General features: G+C 58.2%; 19 protein-coding genes, 1 tRNA gene and 2 pseudogenes. 14 read left to right on the forward strand and 8 right to left on the reverse strand.

Annotated elements, in window-relative coordinates:
* Nucleotides 1–7: 7 nt before the first annotated feature.
* From selA to J2X72_RS17065, 7 genes and pseudogenes are all read left to right on the forward strand, one after another.
* A complete protein-coding gene (gene selA, locus J2X72_RS17035; RefSeq protein WP_310073772.1) occupies nt 8–1,441 on the forward strand; it encodes an L-seryl-tRNA(Sec) selenium transferase in 1,434 nt (477 codons plus the stop codon).
* Nucleotides 1,438–3,270 (forward strand): annotated as a pseudogene (gene selB / locus J2X72_RS17040) (selenocysteine-specific translation elongation factor); the annotation flags it as partial. The gene selA and the pseudogene selB, both read left to right, overlap by 4 nt.
* A gap of 126 nt (nt 3,271–3,396) precedes the next feature.
* A tRNA-Sec gene (locus J2X72_RS17045) sits at nt 3,397–3,492 on the forward strand.
* 26 nt (nt 3,493–3,518) lie between these two features.
* Nucleotides 3,519–3,713 (forward strand): hypothetical protein, encoded by a 195-nt coding sequence (locus J2X72_RS17050; protein ID WP_310073774.1) that lies wholly within the window; start codon nt 3,519–3,521, stop codon nt 3,711–3,713.
* On the forward strand, nt 3,691–4,008 hold the full coding sequence (locus J2X72_RS17055; RefSeq protein WP_310073776.1) for a hypothetical protein: 318 nt from the start codon (nt 3,691–3,693) through the stop codon (nt 4,006–4,008). Before J2X72_RS17050 ends, J2X72_RS17055 begins: the two co-directional genes overlap by 23 nt.
* 176 nt (nt 4,009–4,184) lie before the next feature.
* Nucleotides 4,185–5,579 (forward strand): selenium-binding family protein, encoded by a 1,395-nt coding sequence (locus J2X72_RS17060; RefSeq protein ID WP_310073778.1) that lies wholly within the window; start codon nt 4,185–4,187, stop codon nt 5,577–5,579.
* A gap of 35 nt (nt 5,580–5,614) precedes the next feature.
* Nucleotides 5,615–6,241: a hypothetical protein gene (locus tag J2X72_RS17065; RefSeq protein ID WP_310073780.1), complete on the forward strand. Its 627-nt coding sequence runs from the start codon at nt 5,615–5,617 to the stop codon at nt 6,239–6,241.
* Between the two features lie 61 nt (nt 6,242–6,302).
* On the opposite strand, the gene J2X72_RS17070 is transcribed toward J2X72_RS17065, so the two are convergent.
* Nucleotides 6,303–6,998 carry a DUF899 family protein gene (locus tag J2X72_RS17070; protein WP_310073782.1) on the reverse strand — a complete coding sequence of 232 codons (696 nt, stop codon included), beginning with the start codon at nt 6,996–6,998 and terminating at the stop codon, nt 6,303–6,305.
* On the opposite strand from J2X72_RS17070, the gene J2X72_RS17075 reads away from it, so the two are divergent.
* Both J2X72_RS17075 and J2X72_RS17080 read left to right on the forward strand, forming a co-directional pair.
* A complete protein-coding gene (locus tag J2X72_RS17075; protein WP_310073783.1) occupies nt 6,997–7,341 on the forward strand; it encodes a hypothetical protein in 345 nt (114 codons plus the stop codon). The two genes, J2X72_RS17070 and J2X72_RS17075, sit on opposite strands and share 2 nt — an antisense overlap.
* A 156-nt stretch (nt 7,342–7,497) precedes the next feature.
* On the forward strand, nt 7,498–8,538 hold the full coding sequence (locus tag J2X72_RS17080; protein ID WP_210002722.1) for a glutamine synthetase beta-grasp domain-containing protein: 1,041 nt from the start codon (nt 7,498–7,500) through the stop codon (nt 8,536–8,538).
* Nucleotides 8,539–8,584: 46 nt separating this feature from the next.
* On the opposite strand, the gene J2X72_RS17085 is transcribed toward J2X72_RS17080, so the two are convergent.
* From J2X72_RS17085 to J2X72_RS17095, 3 genes are all read right to left on the reverse strand, one after another.
* Nucleotides 8,585–8,947: a DUF2147 domain-containing protein gene (locus J2X72_RS17085; RefSeq protein ID WP_210002724.1), complete on the reverse strand. Its 363-nt coding sequence runs from the start codon at nt 8,945–8,947 to the stop codon at nt 8,585–8,587.
* A gap of 215 nt (nt 8,948–9,162) precedes the next feature.
* On the reverse strand, nt 9,163–9,804 hold the full coding sequence (locus tag J2X72_RS17090) for an alpha/beta family hydrolase (protein ID WP_310073787.1): 642 nt from the start codon (nt 9,802–9,804) through the stop codon (nt 9,163–9,165).
* A 79-nt stretch (nt 9,805–9,883) separates the two neighbouring features.
* Nucleotides 9,884–10,384, reverse strand: a complete 501-nt coding sequence (locus J2X72_RS17095) for a hypothetical protein (RefSeq protein ID WP_310073789.1) — start codon at nt 10,382–10,384, stop codon at nt 9,884–9,886.
* Nucleotides 10,385–10,583: 199 nt separating this feature from the next.
* Between J2X72_RS17095 and J2X72_RS17100 the strand changes: the two genes are divergently transcribed.
* Nucleotides 10,584–11,228, forward strand: a complete 645-nt coding sequence (locus J2X72_RS17100) for a CDP-alcohol phosphatidyltransferase family protein (protein ID WP_310073790.1) — start codon at nt 10,584–10,586, stop codon at nt 11,226–11,228.
* A gap of 55 nt (nt 11,229–11,283) precedes the next feature.
* Here J2X72_RS17100 and J2X72_RS17105 read toward each other — a convergent pair whose 3' ends face one another.
* The 4 genes from J2X72_RS17105 to J2X72_RS17120 form a co-directional block, all read right to left on the reverse strand.
* Nucleotides 11,284–12,336 carry an alpha/beta hydrolase gene (locus J2X72_RS17105; protein ID WP_310073792.1) on the reverse strand — a complete coding sequence of 351 codons (1,053 nt, stop codon included), beginning with the start codon at nt 12,334–12,336 and terminating at the stop codon, nt 11,284–11,286.
* Between the two features lie 48 nt (nt 12,337–12,384).
* Nucleotides 12,385–12,804 (reverse strand): organic hydroperoxide resistance protein, encoded by a 420-nt coding sequence (locus tag J2X72_RS17110; RefSeq protein ID WP_310073794.1) that lies wholly within the window; start codon nt 12,802–12,804, stop codon nt 12,385–12,387.
* Between the two features lie 210 nt (nt 12,805–13,014).
* Nucleotides 13,015–14,355, reverse strand: a complete 1,341-nt coding sequence (locus J2X72_RS17115; protein ID WP_310073796.1) for a HAMP domain-containing sensor histidine kinase — start codon at nt 14,353–14,355, stop codon at nt 13,015–13,017.
* Nucleotides 14,352–15,092, reverse strand: coding sequence for a response regulator (locus J2X72_RS17120; RefSeq protein ID WP_310073797.1), 741 nt, complete (start codon nt 15,090–15,092; stop codon nt 14,352–14,354). Before J2X72_RS17120 ends, J2X72_RS17115 begins: the two co-directional genes overlap by 4 nt.
* A gap of 237 nt (nt 15,093–15,329) precedes the next feature.
* Between J2X72_RS17120 and J2X72_RS17125 the strand changes: the two are divergent.
* From J2X72_RS17125 to J2X72_RS17140, 4 genes and pseudogenes are all read left to right on the forward strand, one after another.
* A pseudogene (locus tag J2X72_RS17125) lies at nt 15,330–16,625 on the forward strand (cytochrome c biogenesis protein DipZ); the annotation flags it as partial.
* 69 nt (nt 16,626–16,694) lie between these two features.
* Nucleotides 16,695–16,880: a hypothetical protein gene (locus J2X72_RS17130; RefSeq protein WP_210002741.1), complete on the forward strand. Its 186-nt coding sequence runs from the start codon at nt 16,695–16,697 to the stop codon at nt 16,878–16,880.
* 63 nt (nt 16,881–16,943) lie between these two features.
* On the forward strand, nt 16,944–17,453 hold the full coding sequence (msrA, locus tag J2X72_RS17135; RefSeq protein WP_210002743.1) for a peptide-methionine (S)-S-oxide reductase MsrA: 510 nt from the start codon (nt 16,944–16,946) through the stop codon (nt 17,451–17,453).
* A 122-nt stretch (nt 17,454–17,575) separates the two neighbouring features.
* Nucleotides 17,576–18,502 carry an alpha/beta hydrolase-fold protein gene (locus tag J2X72_RS17140; RefSeq protein WP_310073800.1) on the forward strand — a complete coding sequence of 309 codons (927 nt, stop codon included), beginning with the start codon at nt 17,576–17,578 and terminating at the stop codon, nt 18,500–18,502.

Genomic DNA, 18,502 nt, shown 5'->3' on the forward strand with positions numbered 1-18,502 from the left:
AGATAAAATGGACAGCAATGCCAGCTTGCGTCGCATTCCTTCGGTAGACCAGCTTCTGCAGTCGGCGCCGGCAGCTGGCATCATCGAGCGGTTTGGACGTCCGGCTTTCACCGAAGCCTTGCGGAGCGCCTTGGCCCAGGCACGTGCGGACGTGCGCAATGGCCATAACCCGCCATCGGTGGAAACCGTCATGGCTGCTGCGCTGGCCAGCCTCGAGGCGACCGGCAACTCATCGCTGCGGCCCCTGTTCAATTTGACCGGTACGGTACTGCACACCAATCTCGGTCGTGCATTGCTGGCGCATGCGGCGATCGAGGCTGCAACGGCGGCCATGCGCGAGGCCGTTTCTCTCGAATTCGATCTCGACAGCGGCAAGCGCGGCGAACGCGACGATCACCTGCGATCTTTGATTTGCGAACTCACGGGCGCGGAAGAGGCGACCGTCGTCAACAATAATGCAGCGGCTGTTCTTCTGGTCCTGAACAGCCTGGCGGGGGGCAGGGAAGCCATCGTCTCGCGTGGTGAGTTGATCGAAATCGGCGGGGCCTTTCGCATGCCCGATATCATGGCGCGCGCCGGCACGCGTCTAGTCGAGGTCGGTACCACGAACCGCACCCATGCCCGGGATTACCGCGATGCCATCGGTCTCGATACGGGTCTGATACTGAAGGTCCATACTTCCAACTATCGCGTCGAAGGCTTCACCAAGGAGGTGGGCGCGCGCGAACTGGCTGGCATTGCCCGCAGCAAGGGCATTCCCCTGGTCAATGATCTCGGTTCAGGCACCCTGACGGATCTCACCCGTTTCGGGCTTGCCCAGGAACCGACCGTGCGTGAAGCGATCGCTGAGGGTTCGGACATCGTAACCTTTTCCGGTGACAAGCTTCTGGGCGGCCCGCAAGCCGGTTTCATCGTCGGTCGCAGGTCGCTCATTGAGACGATCAACAAGAACCCGATGAAACGGGCGCTGCGCGTCGATAAAATCCGCCTGGCGGCGCTCATTGCCACATTGCATCTCTATCGCGATCCGGCTCGCCTGAGCGAGCGTTTGCCCACCATGCGGCTGCTGACCCGTTCGCAGGGCGACATCGACGCGCAGGCGCAGCGATTGGCGCCCCTGGTGCAGCACGCACTGGCAGGCGCTTTCAGCGTTGCCGTTGTCGCGTGCGAGAGCCAGATCGGCTCGGGAGCCTTGCCGCTTTCCACCGTGCCGAGCGCTGGCTTGGCCCTGACGCCGACGGAGAGCAGCGGGAGCATGCTCGCTGAACTCGCAGCTGCACTCAGGCGGCTTCCGATGCCGGTCATCGGCCGTATCGAGCGCGGAGCGCTGGTGCTGGACCTGCGCTGCGTTGAAAACGAGACCGGTTTTGCGGCCAATTTTGCCGGCATCGCAAATTTTGATGTGGGCGTGACGCGTGTCAACAAGGCCGGCGAGCCATGATCGTCGGTACCGCAGGGCATATCGATCACGGCAAGACATCGCTGGTCAAGGCACTGACCAACGTCGACACGGATCGGCTGAAGGAGGAAAAAGTCCGCGGTATCTCGATCGATCTCGGCTTTGCCTATTTGCCTGTAGAAGGGGCAGAGATACTTGGCTTTGTCGATGTGCCGGGGCACGAGAAGTTCATCCACACCATGCTTGCCGGGGCCAGCGGCATCGATTTTGCCCTGGTGGTCGTCGCGGCCGATGACGGAGTAATGCCACAGACACTCGAACACCTCGCCATCATCGATCTGCTTGGCATCGAACGCGGTGTCGTTGCACTTACAAAGGCTGATCTGGTGCAGGAAGAGCGGCTCATCGAGGTGGAAACCGCAATACGAACTGAACTCGCGGGCACGGCGCTTTGCGAGGCTCCGATCATTGCCGTTTCAACGGTTTCGGGTCGAGGCATCGCAGCATTGCGCGATGAAATCGTTGATGCTGCTCGCAAGTTCGCCCGCCGCCAGGCAACTGGCCGCTTCCGGCTGGCGGTCGACCGTTCATTTACAATACAGGGGGCAGGTACGGTTGTAACCGGAACTGTCCTTTCAGGAATGATCTCCGTTGATGAACATGTGACGGTAAGCCCCTCAGGCCTTTCCGCCCGCATCCGTTCCATCCATGCACAGAACCGGCCGAGTGACGTTGGCAGGGCCGGTGATCGCTGTGCTCTCAATCTCGTCGGCGCAGACATCACGAAGGCGGCGATCAATCGCGGCGACGTGGTGCTTGACGCCACCCTGCATGCGCCGACGAGCCGGATTGACGCAACGTTGCGTGTGCTTGGCTCCGAACGCAAGCCGATCGGTCACTGGTTCCCCGTACGGCTGCATCATGCGTCGACCGAGACAGGCGCTCGCATCGCTTTGCTGACTGATGAGCCAGTAGCGCCGGGGGCACGTACCCGCGTACAGCTTGTGCTCGACCGGCCGATCGCTGCAGCGGCTGGCGATCGCTACGTCATCCGCGACACGTCTGCGCGGCGCACGATGGGTGGCGGCCGCTTCCTGGATTTGCGTGCCCCGGCCCGCAAACGGCGCACGCCGGAGCGTAGGGCACAGCTCGATGCGCACGAATTGCTCGAGCCGGGTCGGACGCTGGAAGCATTGCTTGGAGTGCCGCCATTTTATCTGGACGTTACGACCTTTGCCCGCGACCGGGCCCTGGCGACGGCAGATGTCAGTGCCTTGGCGGGGCTCGCGGGCGCGGTGCAGCTGCCTGTTGATGCTTCGGTTGTCGCCATATCGTTTGCGCAGTGGAAGAAATTCCAACGAGATCTTCTGGACCGGCTTGGAACTTTCCATGCTGACAATCCAGATTTGCTGGGGATCGGCATTGAACGGCTGCGCACGCAGCTTGAGTTGCGCCTGCCCGTACCTGTGTTCCGTTCAGCCTTGCAAAGTCTTGTCCGTGGCGGGGAGATAACGCTGGACGGAGCCTGGGTCCGTCTTTCCGGGCACGAAGTGACGATGGCCCCGCCTGACGAGCAGCTGTGGAATGCTATCGAACCGCTCCTTGGCGGAGCCGAACGTTTCCGCCCGCCGCGCGTCCGCGATATCGCCGCGTTGTTTGCTGTGCCGGAGCCGCAGGTGCGCCGGTTGCTGAAGCTGGGCAGCCGCATTGGCAAGGTACATGAGGTGGCACACGACCATTTCTTCCTGCGAGGCACGGTTGCAGAAATGGTTGCCATTATCGTCGAGATCAGCACAGCTTCCGCTGAAGGCTGGTTTACCGCCGCGCAATTTCGTGACCGGGTCGAAAATGGCCGCAAGGTTGCAATCCAGATCCTTGATTTCTTCGATCATCACAGCATTACATTGCGCCGGGGCGACCTTCGCCGGGTCAATCGACACCGTCTAGATCTCTTCGCGGATACGTCAGAGGGTACGACCGGTGAAAATACTGCTTCTGGAGGAGAATCGTCCCCGGTGGGGCGTCCGGACTTCAAATCCGGGAGGGGCCGAGAGACGGTCTTTGGTGGGTTCGACTCCCACTCTCTTCCGCCATCGTCCGGCCACTCCGGCAGCTCCCGATGACGGCGGTAACCGCTTATATCGAGCAGCTGCAGCAAGCAGCCGACAAGGCGCAATCGGCCGAGACCGCCTATCGGCGGGAGGCGGCAACACACATAGCGACACTCGAGCGCGAACGTGCTTTCGCCTTTCGCCGGATGAATCTGATGCGGGCGCTCGCCGGGGGCGGCAATGCCGCAAATGGAGGACGATAGTGACCCTGCCGAACGGAGCGCTGAGGAAATCGCCGTCGCGCGCGCTCTTGCGCTGTTGCGGGTGAGGCTGGGCTGGTCGTCGGATAGTGAAACCCGGGATGCAACGCTTGCACGTTTCGCGCCTGTGGCCATTGCGCTTCATCGTGCTTCGGGCAGCGCGGAGATGCCTGATGCAATGTCAGGTATCGATGATGCGCTTGGGCGCTTCGAGACCTGGTACGAGGAGACCCACGGGGTTTCGTTCTGGATGCTTTTTGAGATTCCGATGCAGGACACGCCGCGTGTCGACTTCTGAGAGCCCGTGTGTAAACTCTACGGCGACGGACGTCTCGCTTTGAGAGCTCTAGAACCGCGTCTGTCAGCAAATGACTTGATTGGACAGCGCTTCTTCCAGATGCGAAGATCGCCCGTCACATTCATTTTCGGAAACCACTGCGCAAGACTTCGTTTTGGTCAAGAGGAAGTTCCATCATGGCAACCTGGCAACCCGATCCCTCATTTTATCCCTCGCCGAGAATGGCCGCCAAGGCGCCGGCAGAAAAGCTGGCCTATGTGGCCGCCTTCGATCCGGATCGCAAGAAACCCGATGCAATCGCCGTCGTCGATGTAGATCCGAAATCGCCCTCCTATTCCCGGATCGTCGGCCAGGTCAACATGCCGAATGCGGGTGACGAACTGCATCATTTTGGCTGGAATGCGTGCTCGTCGTGCCTTTGCCCCAATGCGCCGCACCCTCACATGGAAAGGCGTTATCTCGTCGTGCCGGGTCTGCGGTCGTCGAGGCTGCACATCATCGACACGAAGCCCGATCCGCGAAATCCCATGATCGTCAAGGTTATCGAGCCCGAAGAAATTGCCGAAAAGGCAGGATATTCCCGGTTGCATACCATTCACTGCGGACCCGAGGAGATTTATGTCAATGCGCTTGGAAACGCCGAGGGCAAGGCGCCCGGTGGCATATTCCTGCTCGATCCTGAAAGCTTCAATGTGCTTGGCCAATGGGAGATGGATCGCGGGCCGCAAAAGCTCGCCTATGATTTCTGGTGGCACCTCGGCCACGACACGATGATCACAAGTGAATGGGGTACGCCCGATACGTTCGAGGATGGGCTTGTCCCGGAGATTCTGCTCGGCAGCAAATATGGACGCAGACTGCATTTCTGGGACCTCCACAAGCGCAAGCATCTGCAGGAGATCGATTTCGGTGAAGAGCACCAGCTCGTGTTCGAACTACGCCCTGCGCATGATCCGACCAAGGCCTATGGTTTCGTTGGCTGCGTCATCAGTTTGAAGGACCTCTCGGCATCGATCTGGACGTGGTACCGCGATGGCAACAAATGGGCCGTGAAAAAGATCATTGAAATTCCTGCCGAACCTGCCGATGCCTCACTGCTGCCGCCTGTGCTGCAGGGCTTCCAGGCGGTTGCCCCACTCGTCACCGATATCGATCTGTCGATGGATGACCGCTTCCTTTATGTTTCATGCTGGGGCACCGGCGATATGATCCAGTATGACGTATCGGACCCTTTCCACCCGAAAGAAACCGGCCGGGTCAGAATTGGCGGGATCGTTTCGCGGGCCACCCACCCGAAGGCCAACAATCGTGCGCTCAATGGCGGGCCGCAAATGGTCGAGATCAGCCGGGACGGGAAGCGTGTCTATTTCACCAATTCGCTCTATGGCGCCATTGATCCGCAGTTCTATCCCGACGGCATCGACGGCTGGATGGTGAAGCTGGACGTGGGGGAGAACGGCGGGATCACGTTTGACGAGAATTTCTTCGTTGACTGGCCGAAAGGCCATCGTCCGCATCAGGTGCGGCTGGAAGGGGGCGACTGCTCATCGGACTCGTATTGCTATCCTTGATGCGGCCGGCATCCGCAAAACGAATGGCAGCATAGATGGTAGCCATTTCCCCGTGGCTGGTGCTTGCTGGCCTTGGCGTTTTTCACGGTCTCAATCCCGCAATGGGCTGGCTCTTCGCCGTGGCACTCGGTCTGCACAGAAGGAGCCGCAGAACGGTTTTCCTGTCGGTAGTTCCTATCGCCATTGGGCATGCGATTTCGATCGCTGTCGTTGCATTTCTGGCCGTATTGCTTGGCCTCATCATCGACCAGCGCGTTCTCGAAATCATCGCGGGCGCGGTGCTGCTCGGATGGGCTGCCTATTACGCCACCTATGGCCATCGCCACCGTGTCAGGGTCGGCATGACCACCGGAATGACAGGGCTTGGGTTGTGGTCCTTCCTGATGGCGACCGCCCATGGGGCAGGCCTCATGCTTGTTCCGGTTGTCGTCCCACTTTGCCTCTCGGCCAGCCCCGCCAAAGAGCTGACAGCAGTGGGTTCATTGCCGATAGCCCTGGCGGCAATCGGCACGCATATGGCGGCGATGCTGATGGTGATCCTGCTGGTCGCAATTGCGGTTTACGATTGGTTTGGCCTCGCCTTCTTGCGCCGCGGATGGATCAACTTTGATGCCATCTGGATCGCGGCGCTTGCAATCACGGGTGTTGTCCTGATTGTTTGAGGTTACAGCGTGAATCTCAATAGCCCTTCCAGGAAGCGTGGCTTATCCAAACCAATTCTGTTCAGTAGTCGAGCTTCGGATACCAATCCTTGCCGCGACCCTCGGGCGTTGCATCGAGAATGGTCCACAGTGGCATGAGGTCCGGTGCGCCGCGCGGGTCCTGCCCGGGATCACCGGTGGCGCCCATTTCCTCGCTCCAGAAGTGGCGGATTGTGCCATCGCGACGGGTGAAGACATTGAAGGCAGCGATATCCTCATCCTCCGCACTCACATAGTCGCGGGTGTAATCGCCGCTCATGTCGGAGTAGAGCTTGAGGCCGTGCCAGCCACGTTCCCTTTTGAAGGCGGCAAGCCGCTCGATCGGCGAGCGCGCGATCACTGCCAAGGCGACGCGCTGTTCGACATCACGGGCCTCGCCGTCCCAAGCGCTGAGCAGTGAGGTGCACATGGGGCATGGCCGTTTGCGCTGTGGCCCGAACATATAGCTATAGGCCACAAGTGTCTGTTTGCCATTGAACAGATCGGCGAAACTCACCGGGCCGTGCTCACCCTCGAACCGATAATTCCTGGAGACTTCGCCCCCCGGTGGCAATGCCCGGCGTTGCTCGGCAACACGCTCGATATGGCGCCTCAATTCGATCTCTTCCGCCAACAGAGCATTGCGCGCCTGCCGGTATTCATTGCTTTCATTCGGAAAGTGCGCCTCGCTCAGCTTCACGAGCTCCGCCGCGGGTGTCAGTGGATGGGTGGTGGTCATGATCGATCCTTTGGGTGATTGTGTATTCGATCCGGCGGCCCAGTCGCAGGGAAGAGCCTGCCACAGAAAAGTCTATGCCATTATAAGGTTGATATCAACGTATTATATCGCCGGATGTTCCGCCCAGACCGCCAACTCGGCTTTCGCGTGCTCCCGCTTGAAGCAAATTAAATTTTGCGATGCTCAAATTAAAATCACTTTGATGCTTTTTAGGGCGGTTCGTTTACCTGCGCTGAAACCAGAGGCGATTGTTCCGCGCATATTGCTGGTGCACTGGCTACGTCGCGATCGAAGGGAAGATATCTGCGACTGCCCCGCCCGTCATGAATCGTTCTTATTTTGACGGCTGGCGTCTCTGGACGCTGCAATTTTTGAAGAATTTCAGGACGACCAGGTCAATTGGCATGGAACATGCTTCGTCTTCTCATGGTGCAAGCTGGCGTTACTCGATCATCGGAATATCCTGGATCGCTACGCCTTCAGACAAGGAAGGTAAAAAATGACAAAATACAAGCTCGAGTATATTTGGCTGGATGGATATACCCCGGTGCCGAATCTTCGCGGCAAGACGCAGGTCAAGGAGTTCGACGGTTTTCCCGCGCTTGAGGATTTGCCGATGTGGGGATTCGACGGCAGCTCCACGATGCAAGCCGAGGGCAGAAGTTCGGATTGCGTGTTGAAGCCAGTGGCCATCTATCCTGATAGCGAGCGCAAGAACGGTGCTCTTGTCATGTGCGAAGTCATGATGCCGGATGGCGTTACGCCGCACCCTTCGAACAAGCGTGCGTCCATTCTGGATGACGAGAATGCATGGTTCGGATTTGAACAGGAATATTTCTTCTTTAAAAATGGCCGTCCGCTCGGCTTCCCCGAAGCCGGATATCCAGCACCGCAGGGGCCATATTACACGGGCGTTGGCTATAGCAGCGTCGGCGATATCGCCCGCAAGATCGTCGAAGAGCATCTCGATATCTGCCTGGCAGCGGGCCTCAACCACGAAGGCATCAATGCCGAAGTGGCTAAAGGCCAATGGGAGTTCCAAATCTTCGGAAAGGGTTCCAGAAAGGCTGCCGACGAGATTTGGCTGGCGCGCTATCTATTGCAACGTTTGACCGAAAAGTATGGCATCGACGTTGAATATCATTGCAAGCCTCTCGGCGATACCGATTGGAATGGTTCGGGCATGCACGCCAATTTCTCCACGCAATATATGCGCGAAATCGGCGGCAAAGAGTATTTCGAGCAGTTGATGAGCGCGTTCCAGAGTGCAACGGCCGATCACATCGCCGTCTATGGCCCCGACAATCACCTGCGCCTGACTGGCAAGCACGAAACGCAATCCATCCATACGTTCAGCTACGGCGTGGCTGATCGCGGCGCATCCATCCGCGTTCCGCATAGCTTTGTAAACAATGGTTACCGTGGATACCTCGAGGACCGCCGCCCGAACTCACAGGGCGATCCCTATCAGATAGCGTCCCAAATTCTCAAGACCATCGCATCCGTTCCTCTCGAAAGCGACATTTCGGTCGCTGCCTAAGGACGCAAAGTGCGGCAAAGATCGCTGATCCTTGCCGCACTTGACCCTACTCGCGCCGCCACGTCTGGGATTTGCAGAGGAGGCCGCCTAGCACGCAACCGGAGAGTTGAACGCTCGCTTCGGAAAATTTTGCCTTGCCCGCATAGGTCTTGCCGCTCTCGGTATCGTAAAGAGAGCCCGTATACGATCCAGATCCGGTTGACTTCAGGGTGACTGCCTGAAGACCAACCACCGGACGGTCGTGTTTGGAAGCGTCGGGATTGTTGACGTCGTTGACCGGATTTTTCATCCATATGATCGTGCCGCAAACGCCGGCATCACACTCGCTTAGCCGGACTTTCGTGCCGCCTGACTCGTTGACATAGGTTCCAACAATCTTTGGTTCTTGCGCCATTACGGCAGTTGTCATGCTCCCTGCCAAAACGAGGGAGAGAATAGCTTTCTGGGTACCGAACAAATCGTGGCTCCGTCTTACATTGTGGTGGAAAATCGCTGCGCTTTTAGCGCGGATGGCTACAGTTTGTGGCGATCAATACAGAAGAAATTGGACAGGAATAGGGAGAAAGCAAGTTTGGTGACTAATGATTAAGCGTGAATCTGGAGCGCCCGTATGAAAAGCGCGGGTCACAGCGCCAGCCGGCCCGTCCACTCCGTCACGGCCGCCGCCAGCGTCCGCAGATGGTCGGCGGCCGTGAAGCCGGATACGCTCTTGCGAGGCTTGAGATCGTGGTCACCGTCCTCCAGCCAGAGAAGTTCGATCTTGTGTGCCAGCGCGTAACCCGAAACTTCTTCTCGCGTGCCGAACTCGTCGCGTGTGCCCTGGCAGATCAACGCAGGCGTCGTCAGCCCGGCGAGATGCTTCGTTCGAAGGTGATCCGGCTTGCCCGGCGGATGAAACGGATAGCCAAGACAGAGGAGACCGGCGACTTTTCCGGCAGAATGCAGATCGTCAGCGATCATGCTGGCGACACGTCCACCCATCGACTTGCCGCCAATGATCAGCGGACCTGTCGCGCCTAATTCCGAGACGGCTGCGACGTATTCCGGGTTGAGTTTTTCGGCGCGAGGCGGCGGCTTTCGCACGCCTGACGTACGACGGGACGCCATATAGCCGAACTCGAAACGCGCAACGCGAAAACCCGCCGCGGCAAGAGCCCTGGCCACGGCTGTCATCGAGGCTGAATCCATCGGCGCGCCTGCACCGTGCGCAAGAAGAATGGTGACCGGCGCATCCTCCGGTCCGTCGAACAGAAATTTGTCATGCATTTTCAAGCTGCCGTTTCTTACCCGCGATTGTTGTGACACGGTACGCTGCGGTGGCGGAATGGAGAATATTTTTGCCCAGCTAATTGCGCACGAGATTTATTTCACTCGTGACAACGGACGTACGGGATCGGGGATCCATGTCGGTCGTCGTCAGCACCATACCGTTATTGCCGACTTTCCGCATGGTTATCTGTGCTTTGCGGTCGCCATTGACATTTTTGGCCCAGAGAATGCCGAGGTTAATGGCGTTTCCGCGCCGTGTTCCGGAAAGGCGCGCTACACCGGTGGCTGATCCGGTATAGGAGCCTGTGTATCTGCCGCCGCTCGATGTCAAGTTGACGGCAACAGCGCGCGACATGACCATCAAGCCGGTACAACTGCCCTCCAGCGCAAGCGATGAAGGGGTGGTCGACGAGTCGAAGGTACAAGAAACCGTCATGGACGGGACGTTCGTGCGTATGCGCACCGCGCCCTTACCCGCCCATTTGCCCTCGAGGGATCGGAGGAACGCCGCTTCGTCAGCACGTGCAGCTTCCGCCACTGTAAAAGCCAAAATCAGTCCCGCTAGAATCTGTCTCATGGCGGCATCTTTCAAAGCTTGAGCAAAGCCAATGTGCAACGCGCATCTCGAGGGTGGGTTCCGCTAGGGAAAACGGGCCCACATCCGCTTACTGTACAACTGGCAACGCGTCGGCGCAGCAAAAATACCGGCAACCACTTTCAATTTCGATTGCGGAAGGGCAATCTCGGCGAGCGTGTCGGCAGGTGGGGGGAAGTGAATGAGTAAACTGCAAGAGGAAGTCGCGCGCCGCCCTATTTCCAGCCGATCGTCTCCCTGGGCCATCAGGCTCAGCAAGTATCTCGCACAAGTGGGTGTCACCGCCAACAGCATTTCGCTGCTGTCGATAGCGTTTGCGGTCGTGGGGGGCGCGCTCATCGGGTTTTCGGTCCATCCAATCGCGTGGCTTTGTGCGGCCGCCTGCGTGCAGATGAGATTGATCTGCAACCTTGTCGACGGAATGGTCGCGATCGAAGGCGGCAAGAAAACACCGAGCGGGCCTCTCTACAACGAATTTCCCGACCGGATCTGCGATAGCCTGTTTCTTGTTCCTGTTGGATATGCCGTAGGCTACCCTTGGCTTGGCTGGCTATGCGCACTGCTCGCCGCCTTGACCGCCTATATCAGGGTTTTCGGTGGATCGTTGGGATTGGCTCAGGATTTCAGCGGCATCATGGCGAAACAGCGCCGCATGGCAATGCTCACCGCGGGTCTCGTTGCACAGGGCATGGAAAAATGGCTCTTCGGGAGCTACTGGTCGCTTCTTGTGGCTTTGGTCATCATAACGATCGGTAGTCTCGTGACCTGCGTCACGAGAACGATCAGCATTTCCCGCGCATTGGCAGTCCGGTCTGGTCCCGAATGACTTGGTGGCTTCGTGAAAAGACTGCGGACCCGCGTCTGCGAGACCGCAGTATTCGCTAAAAGGTATCGACGTCGAGGACGGCTTGAGCGAAGTCGCGCGGTGCTTCCTGTGGCAGATTGTGGCCAATACCGCCGCTACTGGTCCGGTGCTCGTATTTTCCCGAGAATTTGTTGCGATAGGCTGCAGGTTCCGGGTGCGGCGCGCCATTGGCGTCACCTTCAAGTGTTATCGTCGGAACTGCGATCACCGGGAATGTTGCCAGCCGTTTTTCCAGATCTTCATATTGTGGCTCACCTTCCACCAGGCTCAAGCGCCAGCGATAGTTATGGATGACGATCGCGACATGATCCGGGTTGTTGAACGCCTCTGCCGACCGGTCAAACGTTGCGTCGTCGAAATTCCATTTCGGTGACGCGAGCTGCCAGATGAGCTTGGAGAAATCATGCCGGTTGCTATCGTACCCTTGGCGACCGCGTTCGGTCGCAAAGTAGTACTGGTACCACCAGGCAAGCTCTGCCTTCGGTGGCAACGGCTTCTTGTTCGCCTCCTGGCTGCCGATCAGATAGCCGCTTACCGAGACCAGAGCTTTGCAGCGCTCGGGCCATAGCGCCGCAATAACGTTGGCCGTGCGCGCGCCCCAGTCAAAGCCGGCAAGGATTGCCTTTTGTATCTTCAGTGCATCCATCAACGCGATGATGTCGACAGCAACAACGGCCTGCTGGCCGTTCCGGACAGTATCGCCAGAAAGGAATTTGGTGGTGCCGTAGCCGCGCAGATAGGGCATGATCACGCGGTAGCCTGCGCCGGCAAGCACAGGTGCGACGTCGGCGAAACTATAGATATCATATGGCCATCCGTGCAGAAGAATGACCGGGTAGCCGTCGGCCGGGCCAGCCTCGGCATATCCAACATTGAGGACGCCGGCGTCGATCTGCTTGATTGGACCAAGAGAAGTATTCGTGCCCGGCTTGATGGCAGGCAGTGCGGCCGATTTTGCCGCGCCGGTCTGCGCGTTTGCCCTGACAGACTGGATGAGTGCTGCGGCAGCAAAAGTCGCGGCCGCTATACCGAGAAGCCCCCGGCGACGATGGTTGATTTCTTGCGACATTTTTATCGTATCCATTGCTGAAGTTGATTCAGACTGATGCTGGCAGGCCTAGACGACGTTGAGCACGACATCGACGTTACCGCGTGTGGCTTTGGAGTACGGACAGGTCTGGTGTGCGCCTTCGACTATCGCCTGTGCCACGTCACGCTCGAGACCTGGCAGGCTGACGCTGAGCCGGGCCTGAAGGAAATAGGCGCCATCGACATTGCACAAATCCACTTCGGCATCGACGGCAGTGTCTGCCGGCATGGCGACCTTCATCTTGCGTGCTGCAAGGCCCATGGCGCCGATGAAACATGCCGACCATCCGGCAGCAAACATCTGTTCCGGATTGGTGCCGCTGCCTGCGGTGCCGGGGGTTGAGAATTTGACGTCGAGATGGCCATCATCACTGCGGCCAGAGCCACCATCCCGCCCGCCCGTGGTGTGGGTTCTGGCTGTGTAGAGCACTTTTTCGACTTGGGTCATTGTATGGTCCTTTGAACGTTGATGTGCTTCAGGAATTTGCTCTAGAGACGTATCCCGCATGTGTCAAAGTTGGCGGGAATTGAAACGAATTGTGTAGGGACGCGAGCCCGGTACATTGAGATACAAATGTGCGGTACGTTTTCGACAGAGTATTCCACCAGTTCCATTTGTATGTTCGCGCAGACGCAAGCTGATCGTAAAGGCGCGGTTCTATTGCGGCTTGAACGTTGGAGGCAATACGATCACGGCGGAAAGTCCTCCACCGGTTCTGTTTGTGAGGTTAAGCGTCCCCTCGATGGCGAGCGTTAGTTCCTGCGCGATTGCCAGTCCCAGCCCCGTGCCGCCTGTTCCCCTATTGCGCGACTGTTCCAGCCTGAAAAATGGCTGGAGGACTGCCTGAAGTTGATCTTCCGGAATGCCCGGGCCGCGATCGAGCACTTTGATGATGACTGTCCCCTGGGGGTCTTTCTCAAGAGCAACCTCGGCGCTTCCACCGAATTTCAAGGCATTGTCGATCAGATTGGTGAAGATGCGGCGCAGGGCGTGCGGCCGGGTGACGATCGCAGTTTCGACTTTTCCGCTCAGGGTCACGGCCTTGCCGGTATCCTGATAGTCATAGACGAGGCTTTCCATGAAAGAGTCCACGTCCAGACGGGAGGCTTTTTCTGTATTTCCATGCGCGCTGCGCGCATAGGCAACGCCTTCGTGGACCAGTCTCTCGATTTCGGTCAGATCCTGAACCAGTTTGTCCTTTTCAACGGACTCTTCGGCAAACTCCGCACGAAGCTTCATGCGGGTTATCGGCGTTTGAAGATCGTGGGAGATGGCCGCAAGGATCTGCACGCGCTCTTCAAGGTATTGCGCGATCCGATCTCGCATGGCGTTGAAAGCTGTTGCGGCATAGGCGACCTCGCGCGGGCCCGTCTCGCTCAACCGCGGTGTTTTCTTGTTCGGGTCGAGCGCGTTGGCCGCATTTGCAAGATTTATGAGGGGGCGGATTGCCTGCTGAACGGCAAACCATGTGCAAAGAATGAGGAGAAGCAGCTGCGCGACGAGAACATAGGGCAGCCATTGCGCCAACGGCATGATCGACGCCGGATTCACATCGATTGTCAGCGGATTTCCGTCACTCAAGGTCAGATGAGCCTGCAGCCGTTTGCCACCGCCCGGGATGGACTGGAATGTTATGGGGAAGCGCGGATCGACAGCTTGCCTGATCTTCGCCGCGATACCCGCACCCTGGTCGGTCAGGGTGTCGATGCCGGGAAGTCCGGTGCCCAACTCAAATCGATAGGTTCCCCTGTCGAGGCGCTGAAGCCAGTCCGCCCGCTCGGACGCCGGCAGGCGATCGAAAATAGCTACCGACGTCGCGACATCGTTCTCGAGCGTGTTGAGCATCACGGCCTTGGCGGCCATGTAACGCTCAAGAAACTGGACGCTGAAGGTGAGTCCTTGCGCAAGCAGCAAACCGGCAAGCAGGATAAGGAAAAGTCTCGATCCTAGAGTGCGCGGCCATAAGCGCAACGGCCGAAGCACGGCACCGATGCTCATGGGCGAACCTCGGAAATCTCGACCGGCATTGCGAGGACGTAGCCTTCGCTGCGAACGGTCTTGATGTAGGCTGGTTCGCGCGCATCATCGCCAAGCCGCTGGCGAAGGCGGCTTACCAGAAGGTCGATAGACCGGTCGAACAATTCAGCCTCGCGCCCTTGGGTGAGGTTCAACAGTTGATCACGATTAAGCACGCGCTGCGGATGATCGACGAACACGCGGAGCAGGCGGTATTCGGCGCCGCTAAGTGCTATGGCGGTTCCCTCGCGGTCGAGCAGATGCCGGCCGGTAGTATCGAGTTGCCAATCACCAAAGGTCAGAAGCTGGCCGACCTCGGTTACCTGGAGATTGGGCGGTAGCATGCGCGTACGGCGCAAAATCGCCTTGATGCGGGCCAGCAACTCCCGTGCGGCAAAGGGTTTTGCGAGATAGTCATCTGCGCCCATTTCCAGGCCAACGATGCGGTCGGTTTCGTCGGTTCGGGCTGTCAGCATAAGAATTGGCGTCGCCTTGTGCTTGCCACCCCGAAGTTCGCGGCACAGGACCAGCCCATCGTCGCCGGGCATCATTATATCGAGAACGATGAGATCGACGGAATCCGTCTCAAGAAATGATCGCATGTGCCGTCCGTCTGCTGCCACAGTGACGCGCAAGCCATTCTTCTTGAGGTAACCTGAAACAAGTTCCCTTATTTCGCGATCGTCATCGACGATCAGGATGTGGTCGATGTGATCCATCGCGCAACGCCTTCCATTTATTGATCCCACTACATTAGCAGGCATTTTTCGCACGCGGGCGAGGGTCTTGCGGAAAAATTGTGGGCCAATGTATCCAGGCGCAACGCGGATACATTGGCTTACAATTTTGGCTGGTTGAGACACATGCGGGATACGTCGCAGGCGTCTTGTCCCCGCAACGGTCGAACTTCGGCCGCTGCGCTTCGGCGCTCCTTTAACGATCCAAAGGATACGATGATGACCCTTCCGGTTATTGCTTACCTTGCAGGCGTGCTGACAATCCTCAGCCCATGCATCCTGCCTGTCCTGCCATTCGTTTTCGCACGGGCCGAACAGCCGTTCGTCAAAAGCACGCTGCCGCTGCTCGCGGGCATGGCGATCACCTTCGCTCTTGTCGCGACACTGGCGGCGGTCGGCGGCAGCTGGGCGGTTCACGCCAATGAATATGGTCGCTACGCTGCAATCGGGCTGCTTGCGATCTTCGGCTTGACCCTCGTCTCGCCGCGGCTTGCAACAACCCTGACACGGCCCGTCGTTGCGTTGGCCAACAGGCTGTTGAACGCGACAGGTGGACCACGCTCGATGCCGACGGCCGGTGGTTCGCTGGTTCTCGGTGTTGCAACGGGTTTGCTGTGGGCGCCCTGTGCAGGCCCAATCCTCGGGCTGGTTCTGACCGGTGCCGCCCTGCAGGGTGCGAATGTCCAGACAACCTTGCTTCTGCTTGCCTATTCGGCGGGCGCAGCAACTTCGCTGGGCTTGGCACTGCTCATCGGTGGCCGCGTGTTCACGGCCATGAAGCAATCGCTTGGAGCGGGTGAGTGGGTGCGCCGCGGCTTGGGCATTGCGGTACTTGCAGGTGTTGCCGCCATTGGTTTTGGTGCCGACACCGGGTTGCTTGCGCGGCTTTCAGCAGTCGGAACGAGCAGGATAGAACAGGCACTTCTAGACGGATCGCATACCAAGAAGCCGGCATCAGCTAGCGCAACGGTCACAACTGACGGTCCTCAGCTTGCGCTCAACTCCAGCCAAGCATTCCGCAGCGATCTGCCGGTTGAGGGCCAGTTTCCTTCACTCGATGGAGCAGTCGAGTGGCTGAACTCGCCGCCACTCACGACAGAGCAGCTTCGCGGCAAGGTGGTGCTGGTCGATTTCTGGACATTCGCTTGTATCAACTGCATCCACACCGTGCCCTATGTTCGGGCCTGGGCGGAAAAGTACAAGGATCAGGGCCTGGTCGTGATTGGCGTGCACGCGCCGGAATTCGCCTTCGAACGCAAGATCGAAAACGTCAAAAAGGCCATAGACGAATTCAAGATTGATTACCCGGTCGCGATCGACAACAATTTTGCCATCTGGAAAGCGTTCGACAACAGCTATTGGCCAGCCCACTACTTCATCGATGCCAAGGGCCAGATCAGGTACCACCATTTCGGTGAAGGCGACTACGAGGAGTCCGAGAAGGTGATTCAGGATCTGCTGGCCGAGGCGAAAGGCCAAGAGGCCGCCAAGACTGTGTCGGCTCCGATGGCAAAGCAGGGCTGACCGCAGATGGCCATGCCTCGGGCGACAGGCCCGAGGCCAAAACTTTGAAGGAGACACATCATGCGATTTGCCATTCTATCCCTTATCGGCATGGCAGTACTGATTTCGCCATGCGTCTACGATACCGACCCTCGGGAACCGTCCCCTCTGGCTGCGTTGATTGCGCAAGGCAGGCCTCAACTCGCGGGTGCCGGGATTGAATTCTCGAGCCGCAATCCCGACATCTCTACCAAAACGATGCAGTGACAGAGTGTGCCTCAAAGGCATAAGGTGCTGCAGATTCCATCACAAATGAATGGAGGACATCCAATGACACAAGAACGGGCAGTGCTGGCCGGCGGCTGTTTCTGGGGAATGCAAGATCTTTTCCGACGCTATGACGGTGTCATCTCGACACGCGTCGGCTATTCCGGCGGCGACGTGCCGAATGCAACCTACCGTAACCACGGAACCCATGCGGAGGCCATCGAGATCATCTTTGATCCCGACCGCATCAGCTATCGGCAAATACTCGAGTTCTTCTTTCAGATCCACGATCCGAGCACACGTAACCGTCAAGGCAATGACGTTGGGCTGAGCTATCGTTCGGCGATCTACTATACGTCGGAAGAGCAGGAGCGGATTGCAAAGGACACCATTGAGGATGTCGACGCCTCGGGCCTGTGGCCTGCCAAGGTGGTGACGGAAGTTGCACCTGCAGGGGATTTCTGGGAAGCCGAGCCCGAGCATCAGGATTATCTCGAGCGCATTCCGAACGGCTATACGTGCCACTTCATCCGGCCGGGTTGGAAACTTCCGGTTCGAGAGAAGATAGCCTGAACCATTGGAACCAACAAAAAAGGCCGGTGTTCGCACCGGCCTTTTTATTGCGCATGGTTTCGCGAAATAAAATATTGACGAAATCAGTCATGTTTTATAACTGAAACGGCAAGGGCCGCTCCATGAGCAGACCTCTACCGAAATCCCACAGCGATGGATCTATGCGAGCATTTCCGAATTCATCGCCCGCCTTGGTCGGACATACAACATTTCACGATGTGATTTCCGATGGAAACGGCGCGGTCTACCGGATATTTGTCTATTCTCCGCCCGGAGAAGCACCTGAGCAGGGTTGGCCGGTGCTTTACATGACGGACGGCAATGCGGTGATCGGCACGGCAGCCGATGTCATGCGGGCGCAGGCGAGTTATCCGAGCGGTACGAATGTCGGCCATGGAGTCATTGTGACGATCGGTTATCCCGTCGACGCTGCATATGATCCCCTGCGCCGCTCCTGGGATCTTAGCCCGCCGCCCGGTCGAACCTATCCGCCATTCTACGAAAACAGCCCGGTAGTGAAAACCGGCGGTGCCCATGAATTCCTGGAGCTTATCGAGCAACAGATAAAACCGGTCGTCGAGGCAACGCATCCGATCGACCGGAGCCGCCAAGCGCTCTTTGGCCACTCCTTCGGCGGTCTTTTCGTGCTGTACAGTCTTTTCACTCGGCCTTCGGCCTTTACAACCTGGATCGCCGCCAGTCCATCGATCTATTGGGAAGACCGCGTGATCGATCAATTCTATGCGTCATTTGTTGCCGCCCCGAAGACGAGGGAGAACGCGAAGCTGTTCCTCTCTTGCGGTGAGTACGAAACCGACAAACTCGCGCCGTTTCAGCTTGGTGCAGCCGACGAGGCTGAGCGGCTCGAACAGAAGAAAGTCACGCTGAACGATATCAACGCCATGGAACTGATGGAGCGGCTGAACAGCCTGCCAGGCCAGCCGATACAGTCGCAGTTTGAAATCCATCCCGGTGAGAATCACATGTCTTTGCTGCCGGTTGCGGTCAATCGTGCGATCCAGAATGCATTCGCCGTCAGAAGAATATAG

The sequence above is a fragment of the Phyllobacterium sp. 1468 genome (assembly GCF_031455525.1).
Lineage (GTDB): Bacteria > Pseudomonadota > Alphaproteobacteria > Rhizobiales > Rhizobiaceae > Phyllobacterium.